The organism is Nitratireductor soli, from assembly GCF_001050155.1.
GTDB classification, from domain to species: domain Bacteria; phylum Pseudomonadota; class Alphaproteobacteria; order Rhizobiales; family Rhizobiaceae; genus Nitratireductor; species Nitratireductor soli.
The window spans coordinates 17,184-43,048 of the sequence record NZ_LFVY01000024.1; the positions used below are offsets into that span (position 1 = coordinate 17,184).

General features: G+C 66.6%; 23 protein-coding genes. 10 read left to right on the forward strand and 13 right to left on the reverse strand.

Translation table 11 applies throughout. The features are described 5' to 3' along the window. The first annotated feature begins 46 nt into the window (after positions 1–46). Together AB843_RS23125 and AB843_RS23130 are read left to right on the forward strand one after the other, a co-directional pair. On the forward strand, positions 47–577 hold the full coding sequence (locus tag AB843_RS23125; protein WP_048649280.1) for a TRAP transporter small permease: 531 nt from the start codon (positions 47–49) through the stop codon (positions 575–577). Then, positions 574–1,896: a TRAP transporter large permease gene (locus tag AB843_RS23130; RefSeq protein WP_048649281.1), complete on the forward strand. Its 1,323-nt coding sequence runs from the start codon at positions 574–576 to the stop codon at positions 1,894–1,896. The genes AB843_RS23125 and AB843_RS23130 overlap by 4 nt, the downstream gene beginning before the upstream one ends. Before the next feature lie 236 nt (positions 1,897–2,132). Here the strand turns inward: AB843_RS23130 and AB843_RS23135 are convergent, their stop codons facing one another. The 5 genes from AB843_RS23135 to AB843_RS23155 all read right to left on the reverse strand — a co-directional run bounded on the left by AB843_RS23135 (position 2,133) and on the right by AB843_RS23155 (position 6,884). Then, a complete protein-coding gene (locus AB843_RS23135; protein WP_048649282.1) occupies positions 2,133–2,474 on the reverse strand; it encodes a protein tyrosine phosphatase family protein in 342 nt (113 codons plus the stop codon). A 55-nt stretch (positions 2,475–2,529) separates the two neighbouring features. Further along, positions 2,530–4,602 (reverse strand): 3-hydroxyacyl-CoA dehydrogenase NAD-binding domain-containing protein, encoded by a 2,073-nt coding sequence (locus AB843_RS23140; protein ID WP_048649283.1) that lies wholly within the window; start codon positions 4,600–4,602, stop codon positions 2,530–2,532. Between the two features lie 49 nt (positions 4,603–4,651). Continuing rightward, positions 4,652–5,449: a 3-oxoadipate enol-lactonase gene (gene pcaD / locus AB843_RS23145; RefSeq protein ID WP_048649284.1), complete on the reverse strand. Its 798-nt coding sequence runs from the start codon at positions 5,447–5,449 to the stop codon at positions 4,652–4,654. Positions 5,450–5,523: 74 nt separating this feature from the next. Further along, positions 5,524–5,937 carry an OsmC family protein gene (locus tag AB843_RS23150; protein ID WP_048649285.1) on the reverse strand — a complete coding sequence of 138 codons (414 nt, stop codon included), beginning with the start codon at positions 5,935–5,937 and terminating at the stop codon, positions 5,524–5,526. 98 nt (positions 5,938–6,035) lie between these two features. Continuing rightward, a complete protein-coding gene (locus AB843_RS23155) occupies positions 6,036–6,884 on the reverse strand; it encodes a beta-keto acid cleavage family enzyme (RefSeq protein ID WP_048649286.1) in 849 nt (282 codons plus the stop codon). Positions 6,885–6,965: 81 nt separating this feature from the next. Here AB843_RS23155 and AB843_RS23160 point away from each other — a divergent pair, with 81 nt between their 5' ends. The 5 genes from AB843_RS23160 (at position 6,966) to AB843_RS23180 (ending at position 13,788) form a co-directional block, all read left to right on the forward strand. Further along, positions 6,966–7,871 (forward strand): MurR/RpiR family transcriptional regulator, encoded by a 906-nt coding sequence (locus AB843_RS23160; RefSeq protein ID WP_048649316.1) that lies wholly within the window; start codon positions 6,966–6,968, stop codon positions 7,869–7,871. Then, positions 7,868–9,190, forward strand: a complete 1,323-nt coding sequence (locus tag AB843_RS23165) for an aspartate aminotransferase family protein (protein ID WP_048649287.1) — start codon at positions 7,868–7,870, stop codon at positions 9,188–9,190. Before AB843_RS23160 ends, AB843_RS23165 begins: the two co-directional genes overlap by 4 nt. Before the next feature lie 400 nt (positions 9,191–9,590). Beyond that, the gene (locus AB843_RS23170) at positions 9,591–10,571 is read left to right on the forward strand and encodes a TAXI family TRAP transporter solute-binding subunit (protein WP_048649288.1); all 981 of its coding nucleotides are present in this window, start codon (positions 9,591–9,593) and stop codon (positions 10,569–10,571) included. An 84-nt stretch (positions 10,572–10,655) separates the two neighbouring features. Beyond that, positions 10,656–13,349, forward strand: a complete 2,694-nt coding sequence (locus AB843_RS23175) for a TRAP transporter permease (RefSeq protein ID WP_048649289.1) — start codon at positions 10,656–10,658, stop codon at positions 13,347–13,349. A gap of 13 nt (positions 13,350–13,362) precedes the next feature. Further along, on the forward strand, positions 13,363–13,788 hold the full coding sequence (locus AB843_RS23180; protein ID WP_048649317.1) for a universal stress protein: 426 nt from the start codon (positions 13,363–13,365) through the stop codon (positions 13,786–13,788). A gap of 24 nt (positions 13,789–13,812) precedes the next feature. On the opposite strand, the gene ccoS is transcribed toward AB843_RS23180, so the two are convergent. From ccoS to ccoN, 8 genes are all read right to left on the reverse strand, one after another. Then, on the reverse strand, positions 13,813–13,971 hold the full coding sequence (gene ccoS / locus AB843_RS23185; protein WP_048649290.1) for a cbb3-type cytochrome oxidase assembly protein CcoS: 159 nt from the start codon (positions 13,969–13,971) through the stop codon (positions 13,813–13,815). After that, a complete protein-coding gene (locus AB843_RS23190) occupies positions 13,968–16,259 on the reverse strand; it encodes a cation-translocating P-type ATPase (RefSeq protein WP_048649291.1) in 2,292 nt (763 codons plus the stop codon). The genes ccoS and AB843_RS23190 overlap by 4 nt, the downstream gene beginning before the upstream one ends. Beyond that, complete coding sequence (locus tag AB843_RS23195; RefSeq protein WP_048649292.1) at positions 16,256–16,753, reverse strand: FixH family protein; 498 nt, start codon at positions 16,751–16,753, stop codon at positions 16,256–16,258. Before AB843_RS23195 ends, AB843_RS23190 begins: the two co-directional genes overlap by 4 nt. Further along, positions 16,750–18,309 (reverse strand): cytochrome c oxidase accessory protein CcoG, encoded by a 1,560-nt coding sequence (gene ccoG, locus AB843_RS23200; protein WP_048649293.1) that lies wholly within the window; start codon positions 18,307–18,309, stop codon positions 16,750–16,752. Before ccoG ends, AB843_RS23195 begins: the two co-directional genes overlap by 4 nt. 92 nt (positions 18,310–18,401) lie before the next feature. Next, positions 18,402–19,265, reverse strand: a complete 864-nt coding sequence (gene ccoP / locus AB843_RS23205; protein ID WP_048649294.1) for a cytochrome-c oxidase, cbb3-type subunit III — start codon at positions 19,263–19,265, stop codon at positions 18,402–18,404. Position 19,266: 1 nt separating this feature from the next. Continuing rightward, complete coding sequence (locus tag AB843_RS23210; protein WP_048649295.1) at positions 19,267–19,416, reverse strand: cbb3-type cytochrome c oxidase subunit 3; 150 nt, start codon at positions 19,414–19,416, stop codon at positions 19,267–19,269. Positions 19,417–19,428: 12 nt separating this feature from the next. After that, on the reverse strand, positions 19,429–20,160 hold the full coding sequence (ccoO, locus tag AB843_RS23215; RefSeq protein WP_048649296.1) for a cytochrome-c oxidase, cbb3-type subunit II: 732 nt from the start codon (positions 20,158–20,160) through the stop codon (positions 19,429–19,431). A 12-nt stretch (positions 20,161–20,172) separates the two neighbouring features. After that, positions 20,173–21,813 carry a cytochrome-c oxidase, cbb3-type subunit I gene (gene ccoN, locus AB843_RS23220; RefSeq protein WP_048649297.1) on the reverse strand — a complete coding sequence of 547 codons (1,641 nt, stop codon included), beginning with the start codon at positions 21,811–21,813 and terminating at the stop codon, positions 20,173–20,175. Positions 21,814–21,983: 170 nt separating this feature from the next. Between ccoN and hemN the strand changes: the two genes are divergently transcribed. The 3 genes from hemN to fixJ all read left to right on the forward strand — a co-directional run bounded on the left by hemN (position 21,984) and on the right by fixJ (position 25,782). Further along, positions 21,984–23,357, forward strand: coding sequence for an oxygen-independent coproporphyrinogen III oxidase (gene hemN / locus AB843_RS23225; protein ID WP_082143981.1), 1,374 nt, complete (start codon positions 21,984–21,986; stop codon positions 23,355–23,357). Between the two features lie 297 nt (positions 23,358–23,654). Next, the gene (locus AB843_RS23230) at positions 23,655–25,172 is read left to right on the forward strand and encodes a two-component system sensor histidine kinase NtrB (protein ID WP_048649298.1); all 1,518 of its coding nucleotides are present in this window, start codon (positions 23,655–23,657) and stop codon (positions 25,170–25,172) included. Beyond that, a complete protein-coding gene (gene fixJ, locus AB843_RS23235) occupies positions 25,165–25,782 on the forward strand; it encodes a response regulator FixJ (protein WP_048649299.1) in 618 nt (205 codons plus the stop codon). Before AB843_RS23230 ends, fixJ begins: the two co-directional genes overlap by 8 nt. Positions 25,783–25,865: the final 83 nt, after the last annotated feature.

The window sequence follows — 25,865 nt, forward strand, 5'->3', positions numbered from 1 at the left end:
AGAACAATCAACGCATGAAACTGAATCCTGGGGGACGGGAAGGGGCATGAACCTGTCGAAGATCGTTGTCTGGCTGGCACGCGCCCTGGCCATTCTGGGCGGCATCGTTCTGGTCGCGGTCACGGTGATGACCGTCGCCAGCATCACCGGGCGCGCCTTCTCGCGTGTCGGGCTCGGGCCCGTGCCGGGTGATTTCGAGCTGGTGCAGGCCGGCGTCGGCTTCGCCGTGTTCGCCTTCCTGCCCTGGTGCCAGCTCAATCGCGGCCATGCCACGGTCGACATCGTCACCAGCCTCTTTTCCGACCGCGCCAACCACATCATCGACGTGGTCTCCGAGATCCTGATGACGCTGGTGCTGGGCGCCATCGCCTGGCAGCTCTACTACGGCATGCGCGACAAGCTCGCCTACAGCGAAACCAGCTTCATCCTGCAATATCCCTTGTGGTGGCCCTATGCGGCCTGCCTCGCCGCGGCGGCCGTCGCCGTCATCGTTTCCATCTATATGTGCTTCGTGCGGCTGCGCGAACTGCGCGACGGAACGCCTGTTTCCACGATGGGCCAGGGGGCCGCACATTGACCAATCTCGAAATGGGCCTGTGGTCCTTCCCGCTGCTTCTCGTTCTCATCTTCCTGCGCATGCCGATCGGCCTTGCCATGCTGCTGTGCGGGCTGGGCGGCAGCTGGCTCGTCTTCGGCAATGTCGCGCCGGTGCTGGCAAAATTGAAGAACGAGACCTATTCGACCTTTTCCGGCTATTCGCTGACCATCGTGCCGCTGTTCCTGCTGATGGGCCAGTTCGCCACGCTGGGCGGCATGTCGCGCGCCCTGTTCAAGGCGGCCGAAACCTGGATGGGCCACAAGCGCGGCGGCGTCGCCATGGCGGCGGTCGGCGCCTGCGCCGGCTTCGGCGCCATCTGCGGTTCGTCCCTGGCGACGGCCGCCACCATGAGCCAGGTGGCGCTGCCGGAACTGCGCCGCTACGGCTATTCGGGGGCGCTGGCCACCGGCACGCTGGCCGCCGGCGGCACGCTCGGCATCCTCATCCCGCCATCCGTCATCCTGGTGATCTACGCCATCCTGACCGAGCAGAACATCGCCAAGCTGTTCGTCGCCGCCTTCGTTCCGGGCATCCTGGCGGCCATCGGCTACATGCTGGCCATCTCCATCTACGTCCGCCTGTGGCCGGAATCGGCCGGCACGCGCGCCCGCGCGCCCTATGCCGAGCGCTTCCGCGTCCTGATCGATGTCTGGCCGGTGCTGGTCGTCTTCCTGGCGGTGGTCGGCGGCATCTATCTCGGCGTCTTCACGCCGACGGAAGGGGCCGCCGTCGGCGCTGCCGGCACGGGTCTGATCGCCCTGGTCAATGGCGGGCTGACCCGCGAGACCTTCGTCCAGTCGATCCTGGCGACGGCGACCGCCTCGGCGATGATCTTCTTCATCGTGCTCGGCGCCGGCTTCTACAATTCCTTCCTGGCGCTGGCGCAGGTGCCGCAGCAGATGGCCGCCTTCGTCAGCGGGCAGGGGTTCAACCCATGGCTGGTGCTGACCCTGATCCTGGTGCTCTACCTGGTGTTCGGCTGCGTCATGGATTCCCTGTCGATGATCCTGTTGACGATCCCGATCTTCTTCCCGATCGTCACGGCGCTGGACTATGGCCTGGGCGCCGAGGAATTCGCCATCTGGTTCGGCATCCTGGTGCTGATCGTCGTCGAGGTCGGGCTGATCACGCCGCCGGTCGGCATGAATTTGTTCGTGCTCAACGCGATGGCCAAGGACACGCCCATCTCCGCCACCTATCGCGGCGTGACGCCGTTCATCATCAGCGACATCGTCCGCGTCATCCTGCTGACCGTCTTTCCGGCGATCTCGCTGGTGATGCTGCGCTGGCTGTATTGAGGAGCACGCCGCTTACAGCATTTTTGCAGTTCCTTTGTGCGTCCGGAGACAGCACAGGACCCAAGCGTCCGCGCCTGCCCCTCATCCGCCTGCCGGCACCTTCTCCCCGTAAACGGGGAGAAGAAGGATGGCCGCAACGCTGACGTCCCCCTCGCCCCGTTTACGGGGAGATGGTAAGGGTGAGGGGCGGCGCGACGTTTATGTCGTGCACGGTAACTTGGAGAAAAGCGGAAACGCTACGCCAGCCCGCGCTCCTTGATGAAGCCGTAGAGATTGGCCGAGCGCGTGCCGCTGCGGCAATAGGCGAAGACAGGGCCGGGGAGTTCCTTCAGCGCCGCCGCCATGGCGGTCACGTCATCCATCGTCATCGCTCCGCTGACCACCGGCACATGGCGGAAGGCGAGCCCGGCTGCCTGCGCGGCCGCGGCGATGGAAGCGACGGACGGTTGCCCGGCATCCTCGCCATCGGGGCGGTTGCACACCACACTCTGGAAGCCCGCCATCTTGATGGCGGCGATGTCCTCGACGGCGATCTGCGGCGAAACCGCGTAATCGTCTGCGATCTGGCGAATGTCCATTCTTTGTTTCCCGTTTGCTGGGGTCGTTTTCGACAATGTAGGCGCGATCGGCTCTCTATGCGAGATCGGCGAAGCCGCCGCCGGTGAACGCCAATTGCCGCAGGATGGGAGCCGGCTTGAACACTTCCTTGCCCGTCTCGCCGTACCAATATTCCAGCCGGTCGACGATCTTGCCGATGCCGTAGCGCTCGGCCCAGAACATCGGCCCGCCCTTGGCGACGGGGAAGCCGTAGCCGTTGACCCAGACGACGTCGATGTCGGAGGCGCGCGCGGCGATGCGCTCTTCGATGATGCGCGCGCCCTCGTTGATCATCGGATACAGCGTGCGCTCGGTGATCTCCTCGGCGCCGACGGCGCGGCGCGCGACGCCGAGCTCGGCGGCCTTCGCCGCGATCAGCTCGGCGACGAAGGGATCGGGCTTCGGCGCGCGCGAGCCTTCCTCGTAGAGGTAGAAACCACGTTCGGCCTTCTGGCCGAAACGGCCGGCCTCGCACAGCGCGTCGGCGATGGGCGCGGTCAGGCCGAGCGATTGCCGGTGCTTCCAGCTGATGTCGAGGCCGGCGAGGTCGACCATGGCGAACGGGCCCATCGGCCAGCCGAAATCGGCGAAAACCCCGTCGACCTGCTCGGGCGTCGCGCCGGAAAGCAGCAGGCTCTCATTCTCCTCGCGGCGCGCCGCCAGCATGCGGTTGCCGACGAAGCCGTTGCACACGCCGACCACCACCGGCACCTTGCCGATGCGCCGCGCCAGCGCCAGCGCCGAGGCAAGCACGTCCGGCGCGGTGCGGTCGCCGCGGACGATCTCGAGCAGCCGCATCACATGCGCCGGCGAGAAGAAATGCAGGCCCACCACATCCTGCGGACGCTCGGTCGCGGCGGCGATCTCGTTGAGGTCGAGATAGGAGGTGTTGGAGGCGAGGATCGCGCCGGGCTTCATCACCTTGTCGAGCGCGCCGAAGACCTGGTGCTTGACGCCCATGTCCTCGAACACCGCCTCGACGACGATGTCGCAATCGGCAAGCGCGGCGTAGTCGGTGGTGCCGGAAATGCGCGCCAGCCGCGCGTCCTTCTCGGCCTGGCTGATCGAGCCGCGCTTGACCGAGCCGGCATAAATCTTGTCGATCTGGCCGAGACCGCGCGCCAGCGCCTCCTCGTTCATCTCGAGGATCTTCACCGCGATGCCGCCATTGGCAAGCGCCATGGCGATGCCGCCGCCCATCGTGCCGGCGCCGATGACGGCGGCGCTGTCGATGGGGCGTGCCTTTGTGTCGCGGGTGATGCCCGGCACTTTGGTCGCTTCGCGCGTGGCGAAGAACAGATGGCGCTGGGCGGCTGATTCTTCGCTGTCGCGCCGCTCGAGGAACAGCTCGCGCTCGCGCTCGAGGGCGGCGTCGAACGTCATGGAGATGGCGTTGCGCACGGCCTCGGCGGCCTTCAGCGGCGCTGTCAGGCCGCGCGATTTCTTGGTCGCTTCCTTGACGGCCGTGTCGAAGGCCTCGAGATCGACGGCAAGTTTCTCCGCGCGCTCGCGGATGTGCCGGTGCGGCCCGCCCTCGGCGATTTTCGCTCGTGCAAAGGCCACGGCATCCGCCGTCAGATCGCCCTCGGCCAGACGGTCGACCGCACCGAGCGCCAGCGCCTTGTCCATGCCGATCGGCTTGCCTGAAACGATGATGCCGAGCGCTGCTTCCGGCCCGACGAGGCGCGGCAGGCGCACCGTGCCGCCGGCGCCGGGGATCAGGCCGAGATTGACCTCCGGCAGGCCGATCATCGCCGCCTTGTCGGCGACGCGGTAATGGCAGCCGAGCGCCAGCTCCAGACCGCCGCCGAGCGCCGTGCCGTGGATGGCAGCGACCGTCGGCTTGGCGATGCTTTCGAGAAGCGCGATCAGGTCGGGCAGGCTGGGTTCCTGCGGCGGCTTGCCGAATTCGGCGATGTCGGCGCCGGCAATGAAGGTGCGCCCCGCGCAGGCGATGACGATGCCCTGGACCGCGTCATCCGCCCGGGCCGCCTCCAGCGCCGCAAACAGCGGCGCGCGCAGCGCATGGCCGAGCGCATTGACGGGCGGGTTGTCCAGAAGGATGACGGCAATGCCGTCCTCATGGGTGATCGTCACGGTCTCGCTCATGCAAGCTCCTCTTTTGCTGTTGAATGCCGGCCTGCCGCCGGCGCGGGCTTCAGCCCTGCCGGCCGGCCTCGCGCAGGAAGGCGTCGATCAGCGCCGCCGTCTTGGCTGGCTGTTCGATGCAGGGCAGGTGCCCGGCATCGTCGATGATCTCGAAACGCGCGCCGTCGATCAGCGCCGCCAGTTCGCGCACCAGATCGGGCGGGGTCGAGCCGTCCTGATCGCCGACGACGCACAGGGCCGGGATCGTCAGGGCGCGCGTCGCTTCCGTCAGTTCGGCATCGCGCAGGGCAGCGCAGGTGCCGGCATAGCCGTCGACGGGCGTGCGCGTCAGCATGGCCGTGTAGCCGATGAAGCCGGCATTGTCCGGCGACCGGTAGGCGGGCGTGAACCAGCGCTGCAGGATGCCGTCGGCAATGGCCGCGATGCCCTCGGTGTTCACGGCCTCGATGCGGCTGTTCCAAAGGTCGTCCGTGCCGATCTTGTGGGCCGTGTCGCACAGGACGAGCGCCGAAACGAGGTCCGGCCGGCGCGCCGCCAAGCCTTGCGCGATCATGCCGCCGACGGACAGGCCGACGATTGCCGCGCGGGCGACGCCCAGATGATCGAGCAGGGCGGCCAGATCGTCGACATGGTCGGTCAGCGCATAGGGCTGCGGTGTCGCCTCCGACAGCCCATGGCCACGCTTGTCGTAGAGGACCAGACGATAGTTGTTCGCCAGCCTGGCGGCGACCGCATCCCAGATGCGAAAATCCGTGCCGAGCGAATTGGAGAAGACGAGCACCGGCCCGTCCGCCGGACCGCGCACCTCATGGTGCAGGACAACGCCGTTCACGCGCGCGAAAGCCATGCGCTTGCCTCCCTATTCCGCTTCGAAACGGCTTCTGTATGGGAGAAGCCCGCCGCCCCGTCAATCGGCTTGCCTCACTTTGCCATGCGCATGTCGATCGGGCCGTTGAGCGAATTGCTGACCGTGCAGCGTGCCTTGGCCCGCTTGATCAACTCGGCCGATTGCTCGGCGTCGGGCACCGTGTCGAGCGTGACGACGGCCGTGTAGCTGCCGACCCGGTCGGGCAGGTCTTCCGCCTTCCTTGCGCCGACCTCGACGGACACCGTGCCGACGTCGATCTTCATCTCCTGGGCCGCGTGGTGGAACGACAGGGCGAGGCAGGCGCCGAGCGCCGAAACGAGAAAATCCACCGGGGTCCCGGCGTCTTCCGTGCCGGGCGAGGTGATGGCGACGGTCTGGTTCGGCGCGGTGGCCACGTGGATGATCTTGCCGGGGCCGATCGCCGTGGTGTAGGGGCCGTAGGTCTTCGGTTTGATGCGGATGGCCATGAGGGACTCCTGGGAGGGTGCTGGTCAACGACATCTAATGATGCCGTCGGGAGACGTCCACTGGCAGCGTGCCGGTGAGGGGGCTTTCCGGCAGGCGGTCACCGTCCGCGTCCGGGCGCGTCGAGGCCCCAATCGGCGCGCAGACCATCGGCGGTCTGCAGTCCCGTGCCGAGCCGCTCGAGCGCCTCGCCGACGCCGGCGACGATCGCCGCGTTGTCGGCGGCGATCGTGCCGTCGGCCAGATGCAGATTGTTCTCGAAGCCGACCCGCGCGTGGCCGCCAAGCAGGCCCGCCGCCGTGACGCAGGCCGCTTCGCGCGCGCCGAAGGCGCAGACCATGAAATGGGCGAAACGCGGCATCGCCGGATCGAGGAAGGGCAGGAGGTCGGCGGGGTCGGAGCGCTGGCCCTCCGTATAGCGGCCGAGCACGTAGAGGACGGGAATGTCGGGAAACGGGATCAGCCCGCGCGCCATCATGCCCTTCAGCTGCAGCGCCTCGTCGGGATGGTAGAGGATGATCTGCGGGGCGATGTTCTCCTGCCGCATGAAGGACAGGAAATGCGAGAACGCAACCTCGTGCGAGGCGTCGGGCACCAGCTCGCGCAAGGCCAGAGACGCCGCCTCCGGGCGCACCGCGCGCACCACCTCCATCTGCTCGGGAGCGGCGTAGCGGCCGACCGCCTCGGTGGTGATCTGAAGGATCATCCGGTCGCCGACCGCCTGCCGGATGGCGGCGACGGCATCGCGGTAGGCATCCGCATCGAGGACATGACGTCCTTCGGCGTCGCGCACATGGCAATGGATCATCGCAGCACCCGCATCGAGGCAGGCCGCCGCCGTCTCGGCGAGCTGGGCCGCCGTTTGCGGCAGGGTCGGGTGGTCGGTCCTGGTGCGCCGCCCACCATTGGGTGCGACGGCGATGGCGACGCGATGCACGGTTCCGGTCACGAAAATCCTCCGATCGTTGCATTCAAATTAATAATGCAACATATGTTGCATAAGCATTGCACTCCGTCTAGGATGCATTTCATGGACCGCGCCGCTCTCGCAGACCACATCACCCGCTCTTTCGGCGACCTTCCCGGGCAATTGGGGACGGCGGCGCGCTACGTGCTCGACAACCCCGGCGACGTGGCGCTGCTGTCGATGCGCGAACAGGCGCGCCGCGCCGGCGTCCAGCCCTGGACCATGACCAGGCTCGCCAAGCGGCTCGGCCTCGACGGCTACGAGGAACTGCGCCAGCTCCACGGCGAGGCGCTGAAGGAACAGGCGCTCGGCTTTTCCGGCAAGGCCGGCGCGCAGGTGGCGCGGCAGAAGCAGGGCGGCAGCCATGCGCTGGCGCGCGACATCGCCGCCGCAAGCGCCGCGCAGGTGGCGATGCTGGCCGAGGCGGAAACGCTGGACGCGCTCGCCGCTGCCGCGCGAACCATGGCCGCGGCGCGGCGCATCTATTGCTTCGGCCTTCGCTCCAGCCATGCGGTCGCGGCGCATTTCACCTACGCCCTTTCCTTCCTTGGCGAGAAGGCGGTGCTGCTCGATTTCGGCGCCGGCACGGGACTCGACGCCCTGAGGCACGCCGAGCCGGGCGACGTGTTCTTCATCGTCACCGTCGCGCCCTACACGCGCGCCAGCATCGAGGCGGCCGAACATGCCCGCTCGCATGGCATGAGCGTTGTCGCATTGACCGACAGCCCGATTTCGCCGCTTGCCGGTCTCGCCGACCGCGTCATCCTGACGACCACCGACAGCCCCTCCTTCCTGCACGCCATGACGCCGGCCTTCGCCGCCGTGGAAATCCTCGCGGCACTCATCGCCGGTGAGGGCGGGGAGGCCGCACTGGCGGCCATCGGGCGGGCCGAGAGCCAGCTGGCCGCCCTGAAAATCCACCTCCTGCAACCAGCGCCGCGCGCGCGCCGCTTCGGAAAATCGAGATGACCCACATCCTGCATCGCCAGATCCACGCAACCCTGCCCGTCGCCGTTGGCGGCCGCGGCATCGAGCTGTTCGACGAAAGCGGCAAAGCCTATATCGACGCGTCGGGGGGCGCCGCCGTCTCCTGCCTTGGTCACGGCCATCCGGACGTGGTGGCGGCGCTGCAGGCGCAGGCCGAACGGCTTGCCTATGCGCACACCAGCTTCTTCACCAACGAGCCGGCCGAGCGGCTGGCCGATCGGCTGATCGCCGGTGCACCGCAGGGCATCAGCCACGCCTATTTCGTCTCCGGCGGCTCGGAGGCCAACGAGGCGGCGCTGAAGATGGCCAGGCAATATTTCGTCGAGAAGGGCGAGCCGCAGCGCCGTGCCATCATCGCCCGCCGCCAGAGCTATCACGGCAACACGCTGGGCACGCTGGCCACCGGCGGCAATGAATGGCGGCGCGCGCCGTTCAAGCCGCTGCTGATCGACACGCACCACATCGACCCCTGCTATGCCTACCGCCATCAGGAGGCGGGCGAAAGCGAAACGGCCTACGGCCTGCGCGCCGCGCAAGCGCTGGAGGACAAGATCCTCGAGCTCGGGCCGGAAACGGTGATGGCCTTCGTCGCCGAACCCGTGGTTGGCGCGACGGCCGGCGCGGTGCCGGCGGTGGCCGGCTATTTCAGACGCATCCGCGAGATCTGCGACCGCTACGGCGTGCTGCTGCTGCTCGACGAGGTGATGTGCGGCATGGGCCGCACCGGCACGATGCACGCCTGCGAGCAGGACGGCGTGGCGCCTGACCTGATGACCATCGCCAAGGGGCTCGGCGGCGGCTACCAGCCGATCGGCGCGGTGCTGTTGGGGCAACATATCTTCGATGCTTTCGCCAATGGCTCGGGCCTGTTCCAGCACGGTCACACCTATATCTGCCACCCGATGGCCTGCGCCGCCGCATTGTCGGTGCAGGAGGTGATCGAGCGCGATGGGTTGCTCGCCAATGTGCGGGCCATGGGCGGATACCTGCGCGGCCGGCTGGAAGCGCGCTTCGGCAACCACGCCCATGTCGGCGACATTCGCGGCCGCGGCCTGTTCCTCGGCGTGGAACTGGTGGCCGACCGCTCGACGAAGGAACCGTTCGATCCGGCCCGCAAACTGCACGCGCTGGTGAAGAAGGAGGCCATGGCGCGCGGCCTGATGGTCTATCCGGCCGGCGGCACCATCGACGGCGCGCGCGGCGACCACGTGCTTCTGGCGCCGCCATTCATCATCGACGAGCCGGCCGCCGACGCCATCGTCGAGCGACTCGGCGAGGCCGTCGACGCGGCAACGGCTTAAGTGTTCCGCAGGTGGTTTTTACGTTGGTGTCCCTTCGCGCGCCCCTCTGGCCTGCCGGCCAGAGGGGCGCGCGAAGGAACGCAAACGTACAAAGCAGCAATAAAGCCAGGCAACAGGGGGGAGAATAGCCGTTCGTATTCAAAATCTTATCCACGATCCTCTGGATCGTGGCGCAACAACGGGTTGCAAGTTTCGCCAAATTGCGCAGTCTATCCATTGACTTGGGCCATTGACTTGGGGCGGGGGCCGTTTCACGCTTCCGGTTCAGGCCTTTGTGGACTGCGCATCGCCGGGCATATCGCGCGCGATGTCCGGCCGCGGTGGTCGGTCCTGAAAGGCTGAACCACCGTTCGACGTGCACGCATTCGCTAACGCGTAAACATCAGTAGGGAGACGTATAATGAAACCCAATCGCATTCTCGGATTTGGCCTTGCGGCCGGGATGCTTGGCTCGCTGGCTGCCGGTGCGGCCAGTGCACAGGAGCAACGCTTCGTATCCGTCGGCACTGGCGGCGTGACGGGCGTCTATTATCCGGTGGGCGGCGCAATCTGCCGCCTGATGAACCAGACGCGCAAGGAGCACGGCATTCGCTGCTCGGTCGAATCGACCGGCGGCTCGGTGTTCAACGTCAACGCCATCAAGGGCGGCGACCTGGAATTCGGCGTGGCGCAGTCCGACGTGCAGTACAACGCGTCCAAGGGCGAAGGCGCGTTTGCCGATGGCGGTGCGCATGACAAGCTGCGTGCGGTCTTCTCGCTGCATGCCGAGCCGCTGACGGTCGTGGCGCGCAAGGAGGCCGGCATTGCCTCCTTCGACGATCTGAAGGGCAAGCGCGTCAACATCGGCAATCCCGGCTCCGGCCAGCGGGCGCTGATGGACCTCCTGATCGCCGAGAAGGGCTGGACCAACGCCGACTTCGCCGTTGCCGCCGAACTGGCGCCTGCCGAGCAGAGCGCCCAGCTTTGCGACAACAACATCGACGCCTTCGCCTACACGGTCGGCCATCCGGCGGGCGCCATCCAGGAGGCGACCACCACCTGTGACAGCGTGATCGTTCCGGTCGAGGGCGAGGTCGTCGACAAGCTGGTTGCCGACAACCCGTACTACTTCAAGGCGGTGATCCCCGGCGGCATGTATCGCGGCACGGACAATGACGTGAACACCTTCGGCGTCGGCGCCACGGTCGTCACCTCGGCCGACGTGCCGGACGAGGTCGTGACGGCCTTCGTCGAAGCCGTGTTCAAGGACTTCGACGCCTTCAAGGGCCTGCACCCGGCGCTCGCCAACCTGACGCCGGAAAGCATGGTCAGCCAGGGCAATTCGGCTCCGATGCATCCGGCCGCCGAAGCCTATTACAAGGAAAAGGGCTGGTTGAAGTAGCACGACAACATTCGAGGGCGCCCGCATGCCGGGCGCCCTTTCTCTCCCTGAAAATTAAAACGGTTCATAAGGGGACACGGGGACATGGCGACGAAACCGGACAATACGGCCAAGGCATCCGCGCCGCTGAGCGAGGACGAACTCCAGGATCTGGTCGCATCGGCCGACACCGGCGCGCGCAATCCGGCGGGCAGCGCGGGCTATGTCATCGCCGGCGTGGCGCTCTGCTGGTCGCTGTTCCAGCTCTACATCGCCTCGCCCCTGCCGTTCACGCTGACGAGCATCACCGGGCTTCCCCTGGTGCTCAACGATGCGCAGTCGCGCGCCATCCACCTGGCCTTCGGCCTGTTCCTCGCCTTCATGGCGTTCCCCGCGCTCTCGTCGAGCCCGCGTGATCGCATCCCGCTCGCCGATTGGGTGCTGGCCATCGTCGCCGCCTGCTGCGCGCTCTACATCTTCATCTTCTACCGGGCGCTTGCCGGCCGGCCCGGCCTGCCGATCACCCAGGACCTGGTGGTGGCCGGCATCGGCATGGTGCTGCTTCTGGAGGCCACGCGCCGCGCGCTCGGGCCACCGCTGGCCATCGTCGCCCTTGTCTTCCTGGCCTATGTGTTCTTCGGCTCGTCGACCCTGGTGCCCGACATCATCCGCTGGGGCGGCGCCTCGTTCAGCCGCGCCATGGACCAGATGTGGCTGTCGCCCAACGGCGTCTTCGGCGTGGCGCTCGGCGTATCCTCCGCCTTCGTCTTCCTGTTCGTCCTGTTCGGCTCGATGCTCGACCGGGCGGGCGCCGGCAACTTCTTCATCAAGCTGGCCTTCGCCCTTCTCGGCCATCTGCGCGGCGGGCCGGCCAAGGCCGCCGTGCTGGCCTCGATGATGACCGGCCTGATCTCCGGCTCCTCGATCGCCAATGTGGTGACCACCGGCACCTTCACCATCCCGCTGATGAAGCGGGTCGGCTTCTCGCCCGAGAAGGCCGGATCGGTCGAGGTGGCGAGCTCGGTCAACGGACAGATCATGCCGCCGGTCATGGGTGCTGCCGCCTTCCTGATGGTCGAATATGTCGGCATCTCCTATCTGGAGGTCATCAAGCACGCCTTCCTGCCGGCCATCGTCTCCTACATCGCGCTGCTCTACCTGGTGCATCTGGAAGCGGTGAAGAAGGACATGCCGGTCATCGCCAAGCGCGTCCAGCATCCGGCCATGGTGGCGCTGATGCGCTCGGGCATCGTCATCGCCTCGATCGTCATCCTGGTCGGCGCCATCTACTACGCCATCAACTTCATCAAATACGCGCTGCCGGACCTGTCGGCCCCGGTCTTGATGCTGGCGCTGCTCGTCGCCTATGTGGCGCTGATCTGGTACGCGGCCAGATCGCCCGACCTGGAGATGGACGATCCCAACGCGCCGGTGGTCGAACTGCCGATCGCCGTCGACGTCGTCCGGACCGGCCTGCACTACCTGCTGCCGCTGTTCGTGCTCGTCTGGGCGCTGATGGTCGAACGCCGGTCGCCGGGCCTGTCGGCCTTCTATGCGGTGCTTCTGCTGATCGTCATCATTCTCACCCAGAAGCCGCTGAAGGCCCTGTTCCGCGGCCTGCAGAACCAGGAACGCCGCGCCGCCTTCAAGGAAGGCTTCGACGATCTCGTCGTCGGCCTGATCCTCGGCGCGCGCAACATGATCGGCATCGCCTGCGCGACCGCCGCCGCCGGCATCATCGTCGGCACGGTGACGCTGACCGGCATCGGCCAGGTGATGGCCGAGTTCGTCGAGTTCCTGTCGGGCGGCAACATCTTCCTGATCCTCGTCTTCACGGCGATGATCAGCCTGGTGCTCGGCATGGGCCTGCCGACGACGGCCAACTACATCGTCGTCTCGTCGCTGATGGCGCCGGTGATCGTCGAACTGGGGGCCGCCAATGGCGTGCTGATCCCGCTGATCGCCGCGCACATGTTCGTCTTCTACTTCGGCATCATGGCCGACGTGACGCCGCCGGTGGGACTGGCCTCCTTCGCCGCGGCGGCCGTCTCGGGCGGCGATCCGATCAAGACCGGCTTCACCGCCTTCTTCTATTCGCTGAGGACGGTGCTTTTGCCCTTCATCTTCGTCTTCAACACGGACCTGCTGCTCATCAATGTCAGCTGGCTCGGCGCCATCTGGGTGACCATCCAGGCCATCGTCGCGATGCTCATCTTTGCCGCGGCGACGCAGGGCTTCTTCATGGCCCGCAGCAGGCTGTGGGAGTCGGCAGCGCTGCTGCTCGTCACCTTCATGCTGCTGCGTCCGGGCTTCTTCCTCGACCTGGTGCAGCCGCCCTATGTCGAGACCCCGCCGACCCAGATCTTCGAGGCGGTCAAGGAGGAGCCCGACGGCGCCAGCATCCGCTTCGCCATCCGCGGGCCGAACTTCGACAATCCGGACCAGATGGACGAGCGCACCATGGCGTTCGATCTGGGGGCGGCCGGCGAGGAAGGCCAGGCTCGCTTCGAGGCGGCGACCGGGCTCGTCGCCCGTGTCGAGAACGACGCGGTCGTCCTGGAGGAGCCGTTCGACATGAACAGCCTTGCCGGCAAGACCCTGTCGAAACTCGACTTCTACGCCGACGAACCTGTCCGGATCACGGCCGTCGAGGTCAGCAACGAGGATCGCATGCCGCGCGAGATCTTCTACATCCCGGCAGTGCTCCTGTTGCTCCTGGTGATGTTCATGCAGCGTCGCCGCGGGGGCACGTTGGGGGGCAATCCGCATGCGGGCAGGCCCCGCCCGGCTGAGGCATAAGGGAGTGGCACAGATGTACAAGGACATCCTCGTTTCCATCGACCTGGGCAACGCGGAAGACGAGGTCCGGACCCTGGAGACGGCGATCGACTATGCGAAGGCCTTCGGCAGCCGCCTGCACGTGATGACGGTGGTGCCCGACTACGGCATGTCCATCGTCGGCGGCTTCTTTCCCAAGGGGCACGAGCAGGAGGCCATCGAGCACACCAACAAGGCGCTGCACGCGTTCACCAAGAAGCATGTGCCCGACGGTATCAAGCATCGCCACATCGTCGGCCATGGCTCGATCTATCGCGAGATTCTGCGCTACGCGACCGAGATCAAGGCCGATCTCATCGTCCTGTCGGCCAAGCGGCCAAGCCCCGAGGATTACCTGATCGGCCCCAACGCGGCGCGCGTCGTCCGCCACGCACTGATCTCCGTCCTGGTCGTGCGCTGAGGCACGGAGCGCGCGCTGCCGTCCTTAGTCCCGCTTGAGCGGGGCTTCTTCCTCGATGAGGATGCGCTCGGCCGCGCCGTCGAGATCGTCGTACTGGCCGCTTTTCAGCGACCATAGAAAGGCGATCAGGCCGACCGCGCCGAGGAACAGCGCCACCGGGATCAGGATCGCGAGATTTGTCATGCGGCGGCCTCCATCAGCGGTGCGGCGGCGGCATCCGATGCTTGCTGGCCGGCAAAGCTGGCGCTCAGCAATTCCTTGTCGGTGCGCAGGCGCAACGCATTGCCGATGACGATCAGCGAGGACAGCGACATGGCCACCGCCGCGACGAGCGGCGTGACATGGCCGGACACGGCGATCGGCACGGCCAGAAGATTGTAGCCCACCGCCAGGGCGAAGTTCTGCCGGATCAACCGGCCCGCCCGCAGCGCGATGTCGCGCGCCAGCGGCACGGCCAGGAGATTGTCGCGCAGGAAGACGAAATCGGCGGCATTGCGGCCGATGTCGGCGGCGGTTGCCGGCGCCATGGAAACATGCGCCGCCGCCAGCGCCGGGGCGTCGTTCAGCCCGTCGCCGACCATCAGCACCTTGCGGCCGGCGGCGGCCAGCGCTTCCATCCGCGCCAGCTTCTCGCCGGGCAGGACGCCGGCCGCCCGCGCGGCGATGCCCAGCCGGTCGGCGACCGCGTCCACCTGTGCCTGGCTGTCGCCCGACATGATTTCCATGCCGATGCCCTGCTCGCCCAGATGCAGGAGCGCCGGCGCGGCACCTGGCCGCAACTGGTCCTCGAAACGGAACTCGGCCAAGGTGCGGCCATTCTGCACCAGCACGGTGCCGCTCAGCGCCGTGCCCGCGGCACAGGTGTCCTGGAGCGCCCATTTGGCCCGGCCGAGCCGCCAGGTCGCGCCGTCGAGGCGGGCCTCGATGCCGAGGCCGGGAAGCTCGTTCACGCTGTCGAAATTGAACGCCCTGGCGGCGCGTCCATCGGCGGCCCGGACAATGGCGCGCGAGAAGGGATGGCGCGAATGCGCGGCGATGGCGGCGGCGAGCGCCAGGGTCGTCGCGCCAAGCTGGTTGGCGTTCTTCAATTGCGGGACGCCGAGCGTCAACGTCCCGGTCTTGTCGAACACGGCATGATCGATTTCGGCAAGCCGCTCCATCGCCGCGCCGTCCTTGACCATGATGCCGTTCTCGAACAGGCGGCGGGCGGCGACCACCTGGACGATGGGCACGGCCAGGCCCAGCGCGCAGGGGCAGGTGATGATCAGCACGGCGATGGCGATGGTGATGGCCCGGTGCCAGTCTCCGGTGGCGGCGAGCCAGCCGGCGAAAGTGAGAAAGGCGGCCGCGTGAACGACCGGCGCGTAGAGCGCCGAGGCGCGGTCGGCAAGGCGGCGGTAACGGGCCCTTCCGCCTTCGGCCGCCTCCATCAGGCGCACCATCTCGGCCAGGAAGGACTTGTCCGCCACGGCCACCGCCCGCATGACGAGCGGCTGGGTGAGGTTGAGCATGCCGGCGCGGACCTCTGCTCCGGGACCCACATCCTGCGGGGCGCTCTCGCCTGTCGCCATGGAGCAATCGAGCGCGGAATGGCCGCGCAGGATGGTTCCATCGACGGGCACGCGCTCGCCGGCGGCGATGACCAGCCGCATGCCGGGCCGGATCTCCTGCAGGGGAAGGTAGTCGCGGCTGCCATCCTGGCCGATCACCATGGCGCCGCGCGGCGCCAGCCGCGCCAGGCCGGCAACGGCGGTGCGTGCCCGCTCGCGCATCACATGGTCGAGCGTGCGGCCGATCAGCAGGAAGAACAGCAGGGAAACCGAGGCGTCGAAATAGGCATGCGGGCCATGATTGATCGTCTCGTAGAGGCTGAGGCCATAGGCAAGCGCGACGCCCAGCGCGATCGGCACATCCATGTTCATGCGCCCATGGCCGAGTGCGCTCCAGGCGGAGCGGAAGAAGATGCCGCCAGCGAAGAACAGGGCGGGAAGGGCGATCAGCGCCGACAGCCAGTGGAACAGGTCGCGCGTCGCTTCTTCCGCGCCGGACCAGACGGATACGGACAGGAGCATGATGTTGCCGGCGGCAAAGCCGGCAATGGCCACGGCGCGGATCAGCTCCGACAGGACGGGATCCTTGCCGGTCTCGCCGCCCTCGAAAAGATGCGCGGCATAGCCGAGCCTGTTGAGCGTTTCGACAAATGGCGGCAAGGCACCCTCGCGCCATTTGACGCTGACGCGCCTGGTCGACAGATTGACCCGTGCGGTCGTCACGCCTTCAAGTCCGCCAAGCGCGCGCTCGATGGCCTGGATGCAGGCGCCGCAATGCACGCCGGGCACCGCCAGATCGGTTTGCATGAGCCCGCCGCCGACCGGCCGGCTGGCCAGTCGGATTTCCTCGGCGCCGGGTCCCGCCGCGCCCGTGCCGGCGGCATCCAGTGCGCCTTGGCTGCCGGGCGCGCAACAGCTCATCTCAATGCTCCGTTTAAGATGACGATGCGGCGCACGTCGCGATAGGGATGGTCGAGCCCGGCATCCGCCTCGATCTTCACCACCCAGGTGCCGTCTCCCGGTCCGTGCGCGGCGGAGAAGCCGCCATCGCCGTCGACCGTCATGGCAAGCGAGACATCCTCGTCGGCGGTCACGGGCCGGTGCATGGTGACGCGCACATCGTCGAGGTGGATCGGGCTGCCGCCGGCATCCGTCAGGCGATAGGTGACGACCCCGTCCGAAACGCCGAGCGCTCCCTGCCAACCGAGCGCCGCCTGGGCCCGCCCTTCCGCCGCCCGCTCGTTGAAGGTCTGGCTGGCGACGTAGGAGTTCTGGACGATCAGCCCGGTCCAGCTCGAATTGGCCAGGAAGGCCATGGTGAAGTTGACGGCGATGATGACACCGAAGAAGGCGAGCATGATGAAAAGCATGTGTCGCCCGGTGAATTCCTTCTGCCGGCCTGTTCCCTCGCTCATCGTGCGCCCTCCGGTGTGTTGAATGTGGCCTGGTAGACATCGCGTTCGAAACTGGCCTTGTCTTCGACGACGAAGCTGAAACGTTCATTGACGCCGGTGACGCGTTCCATGGGAAGACGGACAAAGATCCGCACTTCGCGCAGCCGGTCGGGATCCACCGGCACAGCCAGCGAGCGGCCTTCCGGCTGGTCGATGCCGACACCTTGCATTGTCGCTCCCGGCAATCCCTCGAGCGACAGGAAGATGACGCGCGGCTCGGGGATCATGTTGAGCAGCTTGACCGTATAGCCATTGCGCACCGCGCCGTCGGAGAGGAGGACGAATTGCGGGTTGCGGTCGTGCAGGACATTGACCTCCAGCCGGTCGCGCGTCAGCAGGGCATAGAGCATGACCAGACCCGCCAGCGACCAGGCGCAGAAATAGACGAGGGTGCGTGGCCGGAAGATCTTCCGCCAGTGGAACTGGGCGATCCTGCCGGACAGCGCGCCGCCGGCGTCGCGCACGCGGGCCGGCCGTATGACGTCGGTTCCGCCCGCCGTCGCCAGCGCCATATTGGCGTTGTAGTCGGACAGGGTGGCGTAGGAGATCAGCCCGCGCTCGCGGCCGGTCTTGTCCATCACGCTGTCGCAGGCGTCGATGCACAGGGCGCAGGTGATGCATTCGAGCTGCTGGCCGTCGCGGATGTCGATGCCCATCGGGCAGACCGCAACGCAGGCGTTGCAGTCCACGCAATCGCCGACGCTCTCGCCGGCGGCGGCCATTTTCTTGGCGTGGCGCGAGCGCGGTTCGCCACGCCAGTCATTGTAGGTGACCGTCAGCGAATTCTCGTCGAGCATCGCCGCCTGGATGCGCGGCCATGGGCACATGTAGATGCAGACCTGCTCGCGCATCAGACCGCCGAAGAGATAGGTGGTGGCCGTCAGGACGGCGATCGTCATATAGGCAACGGGCGCGGCCCGGCCGGTGAAGATGTCGACCAGAAGCGTCGGCGCATCGGCGAAATAGAACACCCAGGCGCCGCCCGTGGCGGCGGCGATCACCACCCAGATCAGGTGTTTCGAGAACCGCTTGGCAAGCTTGCCCATCGACCAACTGGCGCCATCAAGCTTGATGCGTGCGTTGCGGTCGCCTTCGACGGCGCGTTCGACGACCAGGAACAGATCGACCCAGACGGTCTGCGGGCAGGTGTAGCCGCACCAGGCGCGGCCGACGGTGGAGGTGATCAGGAACAGGCCGATGCCGGCCATCACCAGAAGGCCCGCCACATAGAAGAATTCCTGCGGCCAGATTTCGATGAAGAAGAAGTAGAAGCGCCGGTTGGCGAGATCGACGAGCACCGCCTGGTCGGGCGCGTAGGGACCGCGGTCCCAGCGCAGCCAGGGCGTCAGGTAATAGATGCCCAGCGTGATGGCCATGATCAGCCACTTGAAGCGGCGGAACTGGCCCGATGCGCGTTTGGGGAAAATCTTCTTCCGCGGCGCATAGAGCGGCTGCCGGCGCCCGGCGGCGTTGACGGCTTCGGCGTCGATGCGTTCGATTTCGGTCTGGCTCAGCATGGGATGGATATGGACCGGTAACGGGGTGGGGGCCTTGATCGAGATCAAGACGGCGAACGGGTTCCATTGCTGCCGTTACGGCCGATTGCAGCCTATTCCCCGCCGCCGAGCGAATGGACATAGACGGAGAGCTGCTTGACCGTGGCGTCGCCCAGACGCGCCTGCCAGGCGGGCATCACACCGTGCCTGGGGGTGCGCACCTGCGCTGCGATCTCGGCCTCGCTCGATCCATAGAACCAGATCGCATCGGCCAGATTGGGCGCGCCGAAAGCAATGTCGCCCTTGCCCTCCGCGCCATGGCAGGAGGCGCAGTTGTCGGCATAGACCCGCGCGCCGGCCTCAGCCAATGCGGCATCCGACGGGGTGCCGGTCAGGGAGGCCACATGGGCCGCCACCTGGCGTACCTCCAAGGGGCTCAGAATCTCGCCGAAGGCGGGCATTTCGGAAAAATGCGTTTCGTCGTCGCCGGCAAACCGCACACCATGGGCAATCGTCCGGCGGATCGTCTCGATGTCGCCGCCCCACAGCCAGTCGTCGTCGTTCAGGTTCGGATAGCCGGCCGAGCCTTGCGCGCCGGAACCATGGCATTGCGAGCAATTCACCTTGAAGGCGGCCGCGCCCGCCGCGGTGGCGAAGCGGCGCAGCGTCTCGTCGGCCAGGATCTCCTCGACCGGCTTCTCGGCAATGGCCGCGCGCAGCTCGGCCTGGCTGGCGGCGACAACGCTAAGCTCCGTCGCCAGCTCCTGCCGGCTCGAATAGCCCAGCACGCCCTTGGTCGCCGAGCTGATCATCGGCCAGGCCGGATAGGCGATCGTGTAGGCCAGTGCCCAGGCGATGGTGGCGTAGAAGGTCCAGAGCCACCAGCGCGGCATCGGGTTGTCGAGTTCCTTGATGCCGTCCCACTCATGACCGGTTGTCGAGACGCCGGTAATCTCGTCGATGTTTTTCTCACTCATCTCAATCGTCCTTCAGCGGGATGCGGGCGGCTTCCTCGGCGTTCTTCCTGCTGCCGGGGCGGAAGGCGAACAGGACCGCGCCGACGAAGAACACGGCCATGAAGAGCAGCCCCCAGCTGTCGGCGAATTGGCGCATTGCGGTGTAATCCATGGACGGCGCTCCTTATCGGTAACCGGCGGCTTCGTCGTAGGTCGAGAAATCGACCAGCGTGCCGAGCATCTGCAGATAGGCGACCAGCGCATCCATCTCCGTCAGCGCCTTGGGATTGCCATCGAGATCGCCGGTGACGACCTTGGGATAGCGCGCCTCGAGGCCGGACGTGTCCGCGTCCGGATCGGCCTGCGCGCGAAGGTCCTGATTGGCGTTGGCGATCATCTCTTCCGTGTAGGGCACGCCGACGCGCACGTTGGCGATGAGCTCGGTCGAGAAATCGCGCACCTCGAGCGGCGTGTCCTTCAGGAAGGCGTAGCTCGGCATCACCGATTCCGGCACCACCGAGCGCGGCGCGATCAGATGGTCGACATGCCAGGTGTTCGAGTAGCGCCCGCCGACACGGGCAAGGTCCGGCCCGGTGCGCTTCGACCCCCATTGGAACGGATGATCGTACATGGATTCTGCCGCCAGGCTGTAGTTGCCGTAGCGCTCCACCTCGTCGCGGAAGGGGCGGATCATCTGGCTATGGCAGGTGTAGCAGCCCTCGCGGACATAGATGTTGCGGCCGGCAAGCTCGAGCGGTGAATAAGGCCGCATGCCCTCGACCTTCTCGATGGTGTTTTCCAGGTAGAACAGCGGGGCGATCTCGACGATGCCGCCAATGGTGACCACGAGGAACGAGCCCACCAGCAGCAAGGTCGCGTTCTTTTCGATGATCGCGTGTTTGTCCAGCAATGCCATCGCTATGGCTCCTTAACCGGCGTTTTGAAGGGAAGGGGCGAGCGGGGTGACGTTGCCGCCGATCGGGGCTTCCTCACGCTGGTAGCCGAGGATGGTCATGACGACGTTGTAGGCCATCACAAACCCGCCGATCAGGAACAGGCCGCCGCCCAGCGCACGCAGCACGTAATAGGGATGCATGGCCGCCACCGTTTCGGCGAAGGAATAGACGAGGAACCCCTGCTCGTCGTACTCGCGCCACATCAGGCCCTGCTGGATGCCCGACACCCACATCACTGCCGCGTAGACGACGATGCCGAGCGTCGCCAGCCAGAAGTGCCAGGTGACCAGGCGCAGCGAATAGAGCCGCTCGCGGTTCCACAGTTTCGGAACGAGGTAGTAGATTGCGCCGAAGGTGATCATGCCGACCCAGCCGAGCGCGCCGGAATGCACGTGGCCGATGGTCCAGTCCGTGTAGTGCGACAGCGAGTTGACCGCCTTCACCGACATCATCGGGCCCTCGAAGGTGGACATGCCGTAGAAGGCGACGGCCATCACCATCATGCGGATGATGGGGTCCGTGCGCAGCTTGTCCCAGGCGCCCGACAGCGTCATCAACCCGTTGATCATGCCGCCCCAGGAGGGCATCCACAGCATGATCGAGAACACCATGCCGAGCGTCTGCGCCCAGTCGGGCAGGGCGGTGTAGTGGAGGTGGTGCGGGCCGGCCCAGATGTAGAGGAAGATCAGCGACCAGAAATGGATGATCGACAGCCGGTAGGAATAGACCGGGCGGTTCGCCTGCTTGGGGATGAAATAGTACATCATGCCCAGGAAACCGGCCGTCAGGAAGAAGCCGACCGCGTTGTGGCCGTACCACCACTGCGTCAGCGCATCCTGCACGCCGGCAAACAGCGAATAGCTCTTCGAGCCGAAGGGAGAGACCGGCACGGCCAGATTGTTGACCACGTGCAGCATGGCGATGGTGACGATGAACGACAGGTAGAACCAGTTCGCCACATAGATATGCGGCTCCTTGCGCTTGAAGATCGTGCCGAGGAAGACGATGAGATAGGCGACCCAGACGATGGTCAGAAACAGGTCCACATACCATTCGGGCTCGGCGTATTCGCGGCTCTGGGAGATGCCCAGCAGATAGCCGGTCGCCGCCATGACGATGAACAGCTGGTAGCCCCAGAAGACGAACCAGGCGAGATTGCCGCCGAACAGGCGCGCCCGGCAGGTCCGCTGCACCACATAGAGCGAGGTGGCGATCAGCGCATTGCCGCCGAACGCGAAGACCACCGCCGAGGTGTGCAGCGGCCGGGTGCGGCCGAAGTTGAACCAGGGCTCGATGTTGAGGTCCGGATAGGCGAGCTGCAGGGCCACGGTGACGCCGACCAGGAAGCCGACAATGCCCCAGAACATGGTGGCGATGACGCCGTAGCGCACCGGGCCGTCCATGTAGAACGCGGTATCGGCCCTGAGCGGGATCGACGCCGCGCCCGCCGGCGCGAAGCTTGCCTTGCGCATCAACACGACGGTCGATCCCAACAGGACGAAGAACAGGATCCACATATGCGCCTGGAAGGCCGAATCCTGCGCCAGACCGGCGGCTGCCAGCGCGCCGAACGCGGCCAGGCCGACCAATACGATCTCGGTGCCAAATTTCATTGCATGTCCCCAATCCAGAAAACCTGCCCCGCAGGGCCCGCGCGAATCCGCAATTCCCGATTCTCGCCGGTGAGGTTTCTCGTATCGGGCCGCCGCGCGCTTTGATCTGCGTCAAAGCTTTCCGTCCGCCGGTCGTGGAAAAGCAGGGCGGCCAGGGGAAAGGAACGACGATGCAGCGTGCGGGAGAACAGATGAGCGGAGCGGGGCCGACCGCGCGCCTTTCCGAAGCCGTGCCGCGCTATACGAGCTATCCCACGGCACCGCATTTCCATGCCGGCGTAACGGGCGAAACGTTCAAATCCTGGCTGGAAGCGATCGGCGAAGGCGAGGACATCTCGCTGTATGTGCACATCCCGTTCTGCGACCGGCTGTGCTGGTTTTGCGCCTGCCACACCAAGATGACGCGCCGCTACGAGCCGGTGGCGACCTTTCTCGACGCACTCCTGTGCGAAATCGCCACGGTCGGCCGGCTCGCCGGCCAACGAGGCAGGGTAAGGGCGCTGCATTTCGGCGGTGGTTCGCCCACCATGCTCAAGCCCGATGATGTCGCGCGCCTGGGCGCGGCGCTGAGGGCGGCGTTCGATTTCGCCGATAACGCCGAGATCAGCGTGGAACTCGACCCGAACGACATGGATGAGCCGCGCTTCGCCGCCTTCGCTGCCCTCGGCATGACGCGGGCGAGCCTCGGCGTGCAGGACTTCGACCCGCTGGTGCAGAAGGCGATCAACCGCGAGCAGACATTCGAGCAGACCAGGGCCGTGGTCGACGGCGTCAGGGCGCGCGGCGTCGCCTCGGTCAATCTCGACCTGCTTTACGGCCTGCCGCACCAGACGGTGGCGAGCGTCGGTGAGACGATCCGCCGGGCGCTGACGCTGGCGCCCGACCGCATCGCCCTGTTCGGCTACGCCCATGTCCCGTGGTTCAAGAAACACCAGACGATGATCGACGAGGCATGGCTGCCCGGCCCGCAGGAGCGCTACGCGCAACAGCGGGAGACGGCGCGCATCATCGAGGCCGCCGGTTACCAGCCGATCGGCCTGGATCATTTCGCCAAGCCTGGCGACCCGCTGGCGCTCGCCGCTCGCGAACACAGGCTGTTTCGCAATTTCCAGGGCTATACGGAGGATTCCTGCCGCACGCTGATCGGCCTCGGCCCGTCCTCCGTGTCGCGCCTGCCGCAGGGCTATGCGCAGAACAGTCCGGCGACCGGTCCCTATGAACGCGTCGTCGGCGATGGCGGCCTGGCGACCGCGCGCGGCATCGAACTGGACGACGAGGATCGGGCGCGCGCCTGGGTGATCGAACGGCTCATGTGCGACTTCGCCTTTTCCGGCCCTGAGGCCGTGCGCCTGTTTGGCGCGCACGGCGCGCGCATCGTCGCCGAAGCGCGCGACCCGCGCCGCAATGCAGGCGGACAGGCGCTGTTGGAGGAGAACGGCACCTTCGTCGTGCCCGAAGGGGAGCGGCCGCTGGTCCGCTCCACGGCGGCGCGTTTCGACCGGTATCTCGCGCGCGGCGGCGAGCGTCATTCGGCGGCCGTGTGAGCACGCGGCGCTGACCCCAAGCCGCCGCATCGAGCCTACGGGCGGGGAAGCCGGCATGGCCGGCTGTTCGATGCGGCGGCGGCCGGGCGGGCATTGCGGATTGCCCGCCCGGCCATCTTGCTCCCGGCCTTGCCATTCCCGTACTTTCCGCAGCACCAGCGCCCCCCGCCGCCGGCCTCCACGCGCTGCGGCATTCGGTCTGGCCGCAGCAAGGTCGCTTGCGATGTGTCCTGCAGACGGGAATAATACCCCGGCGATTTGACACCCTCGCGGAAGGGGCGGCCCCAGGGGCCGACGATGGGTTCTGATGATGACATGGCGCGGCCTGTGATGCGGCTGGCTGATGATTCCGCCGTTCCAGGCTATGCAGTGGCGATTGCCGGCAGTGCTGCCATCGTCGTTGCACGCTTGTGGATCGGCGCGCCCTTCAGCGATGTGTGGCTGCTGTTCCTGGCGGCGCTGACGGCGCTTTACGCGGCTATACTCGGTGGCCGTGCCGCGGGCCTCCTGGCCGTTGGCTTGACGGCCCTGGCGATGGTGCTGATCGGCCTTGTCGCTACCTTGCCCTTTGCGCTTCCGGCTTTCACCGCGCTGGTCGCCTTCACCATCCTGCTTGCGCATGTCGGCGCCGCCTATCACAAGGCGCGCGACGCCAGCGGCCTGGTGCGGCAGCAACTGGCCGCCCGCGACGCCCATCTGCGCTCGATCCTCGACACCGTGCCCGACGCGACCGTGGTGATCGACACCAACGGCGCGATGGTGTCCTTCAACCGGGCGGCGATCCGCCAGTTCGGCTATGCCGAGGAGGAGGTGCTGGGCCGCAACGTCAGCATGCTGATGCCGGAACCCTACCGCACGCAGCATGACGGCTATATCGAGCGGTATCAGCGGACGGGCGAAAGGCGCATCATCGGCATCGATCGGGTCGTCGTCGGGCGGCGCAAGGATGGCTCCACCTTTCCCATGAAGCTTGCCGTGGGCGAAATGAAGAGCGGCGGGCAGGTGTTCTTCACCGGCTTCATCCGCGACCTGACCGAGCGCGCCGAATCGGAGGCCGAGATGGAGGCGGTGCAGGCCGAGCTTGCCCGCCTGGCGCGCCTGAACGAGCTTGGCGAGATGGCCTCGACGCTTGCCCATGAGCTGAACCAGCCGCTATCGGCCATCGCCAATTACGCGCAGGGATGCAGCCGCCTTCTCAAGGACCTGGACCACCCGGTCGCCGGGCGCATGCGCGACGCGCTCGAGGAGACGGCGCGCCAGTCCTTGCGTGCCGGCCAGATCATCCGCCATCTGCGCGAATTCGTGACGCGCGGCGAAACGGAAAAACAGCCCGAGGACATCCAGAAACTGGTCGAGGAGGCGGCGGCGCTGGCGCTGGTGGGCTCGCGCGAACTCGGCGTGCGCACCGTTTTCGAGTTCCAGCCCGACCTGGGCATGGTGATGGTCGACCGCGTGCAGATCCAGCAGATCGTCATCAACCTGATCCGCAACGCGATGGAGGCGATGCGCGACAGCCAGACGCGGGAACTGCTGGTGAAGGTTTCCCTCGACGGGGGGGACAGGGGCGACGGGACCGGCGCCATCGCCATAGACGTCTCCGACACGGGCTCCGGCGTTCCCGTCGAGATCGCCGAAAATCTGTTCAAGCCCTTCGTCTCGACCAAGCGCGGCGGCATGGGCGTTGGCCTGGCCATTTCGAAACGCATCGCCGAGGCGCATGGCGGCTCGTTGAACCTGCTTGGCAGCAGCAGCGCCGGAACGACGCTTCGCGTCTCCCTGCCGGTCATGGAAGAACGGGAAATTCAGGATGACTGAAAACGTGGTGATCCATATCGTCGACGACGAGGAGCCGGTGCGCAAATCGCTCGCCTTCCTGCTGTCCATGTCGGGCCATGCGGTGCGGGTGCACGATTCGGCGACCGCTTTCCTGGGCGTGGCCGCCGGCCTGCGCCAGGCCTGCCTGATCACCGATCTGCGCATGCCGGACATGAGCGGGGTCGCGCTGCTGCGCCGCCTGCGCGACGCCGGGCAGATGCTGCCGGCCATCGTCATCACCGGTCATGGCGACGTGCCGATGGCGGTCGAGGCGATGAAGGCGGGAGCGCTGGATTTCATCGAAAAGCCGTTTGCCGAGGACGTGCTGCTCGATGCGGTCGGCCGGGCGGTGGCCGAACTGCACCGGCATCCGCGCGATGGCGCGGACACGGCGGATGTCAGGCAGCGTCTCGACCAGCTTTCCGAACGTGAACGCCAGGTGATGCGGTGCGTCGTGGCCGGCCTGCCGAACAAGACGATTGCCTTCGAACTCGACATCTCACCGCGCACGGTCGAGGTGCACCGGGCCAATGTGATGGCCAAGATGCAGGCTCGCAACCTGCCGGAGCTGGTGCGCATGGTCCTGCTGGCCGACGACACGATCTCCTGAGCGGGCTGCAGCGGGCTTTGCCAACGGGGCGGTGTTTTGATCCAGCGCAAGGCGGCTGACCGCCCGGAGGCGGACAATGTGCG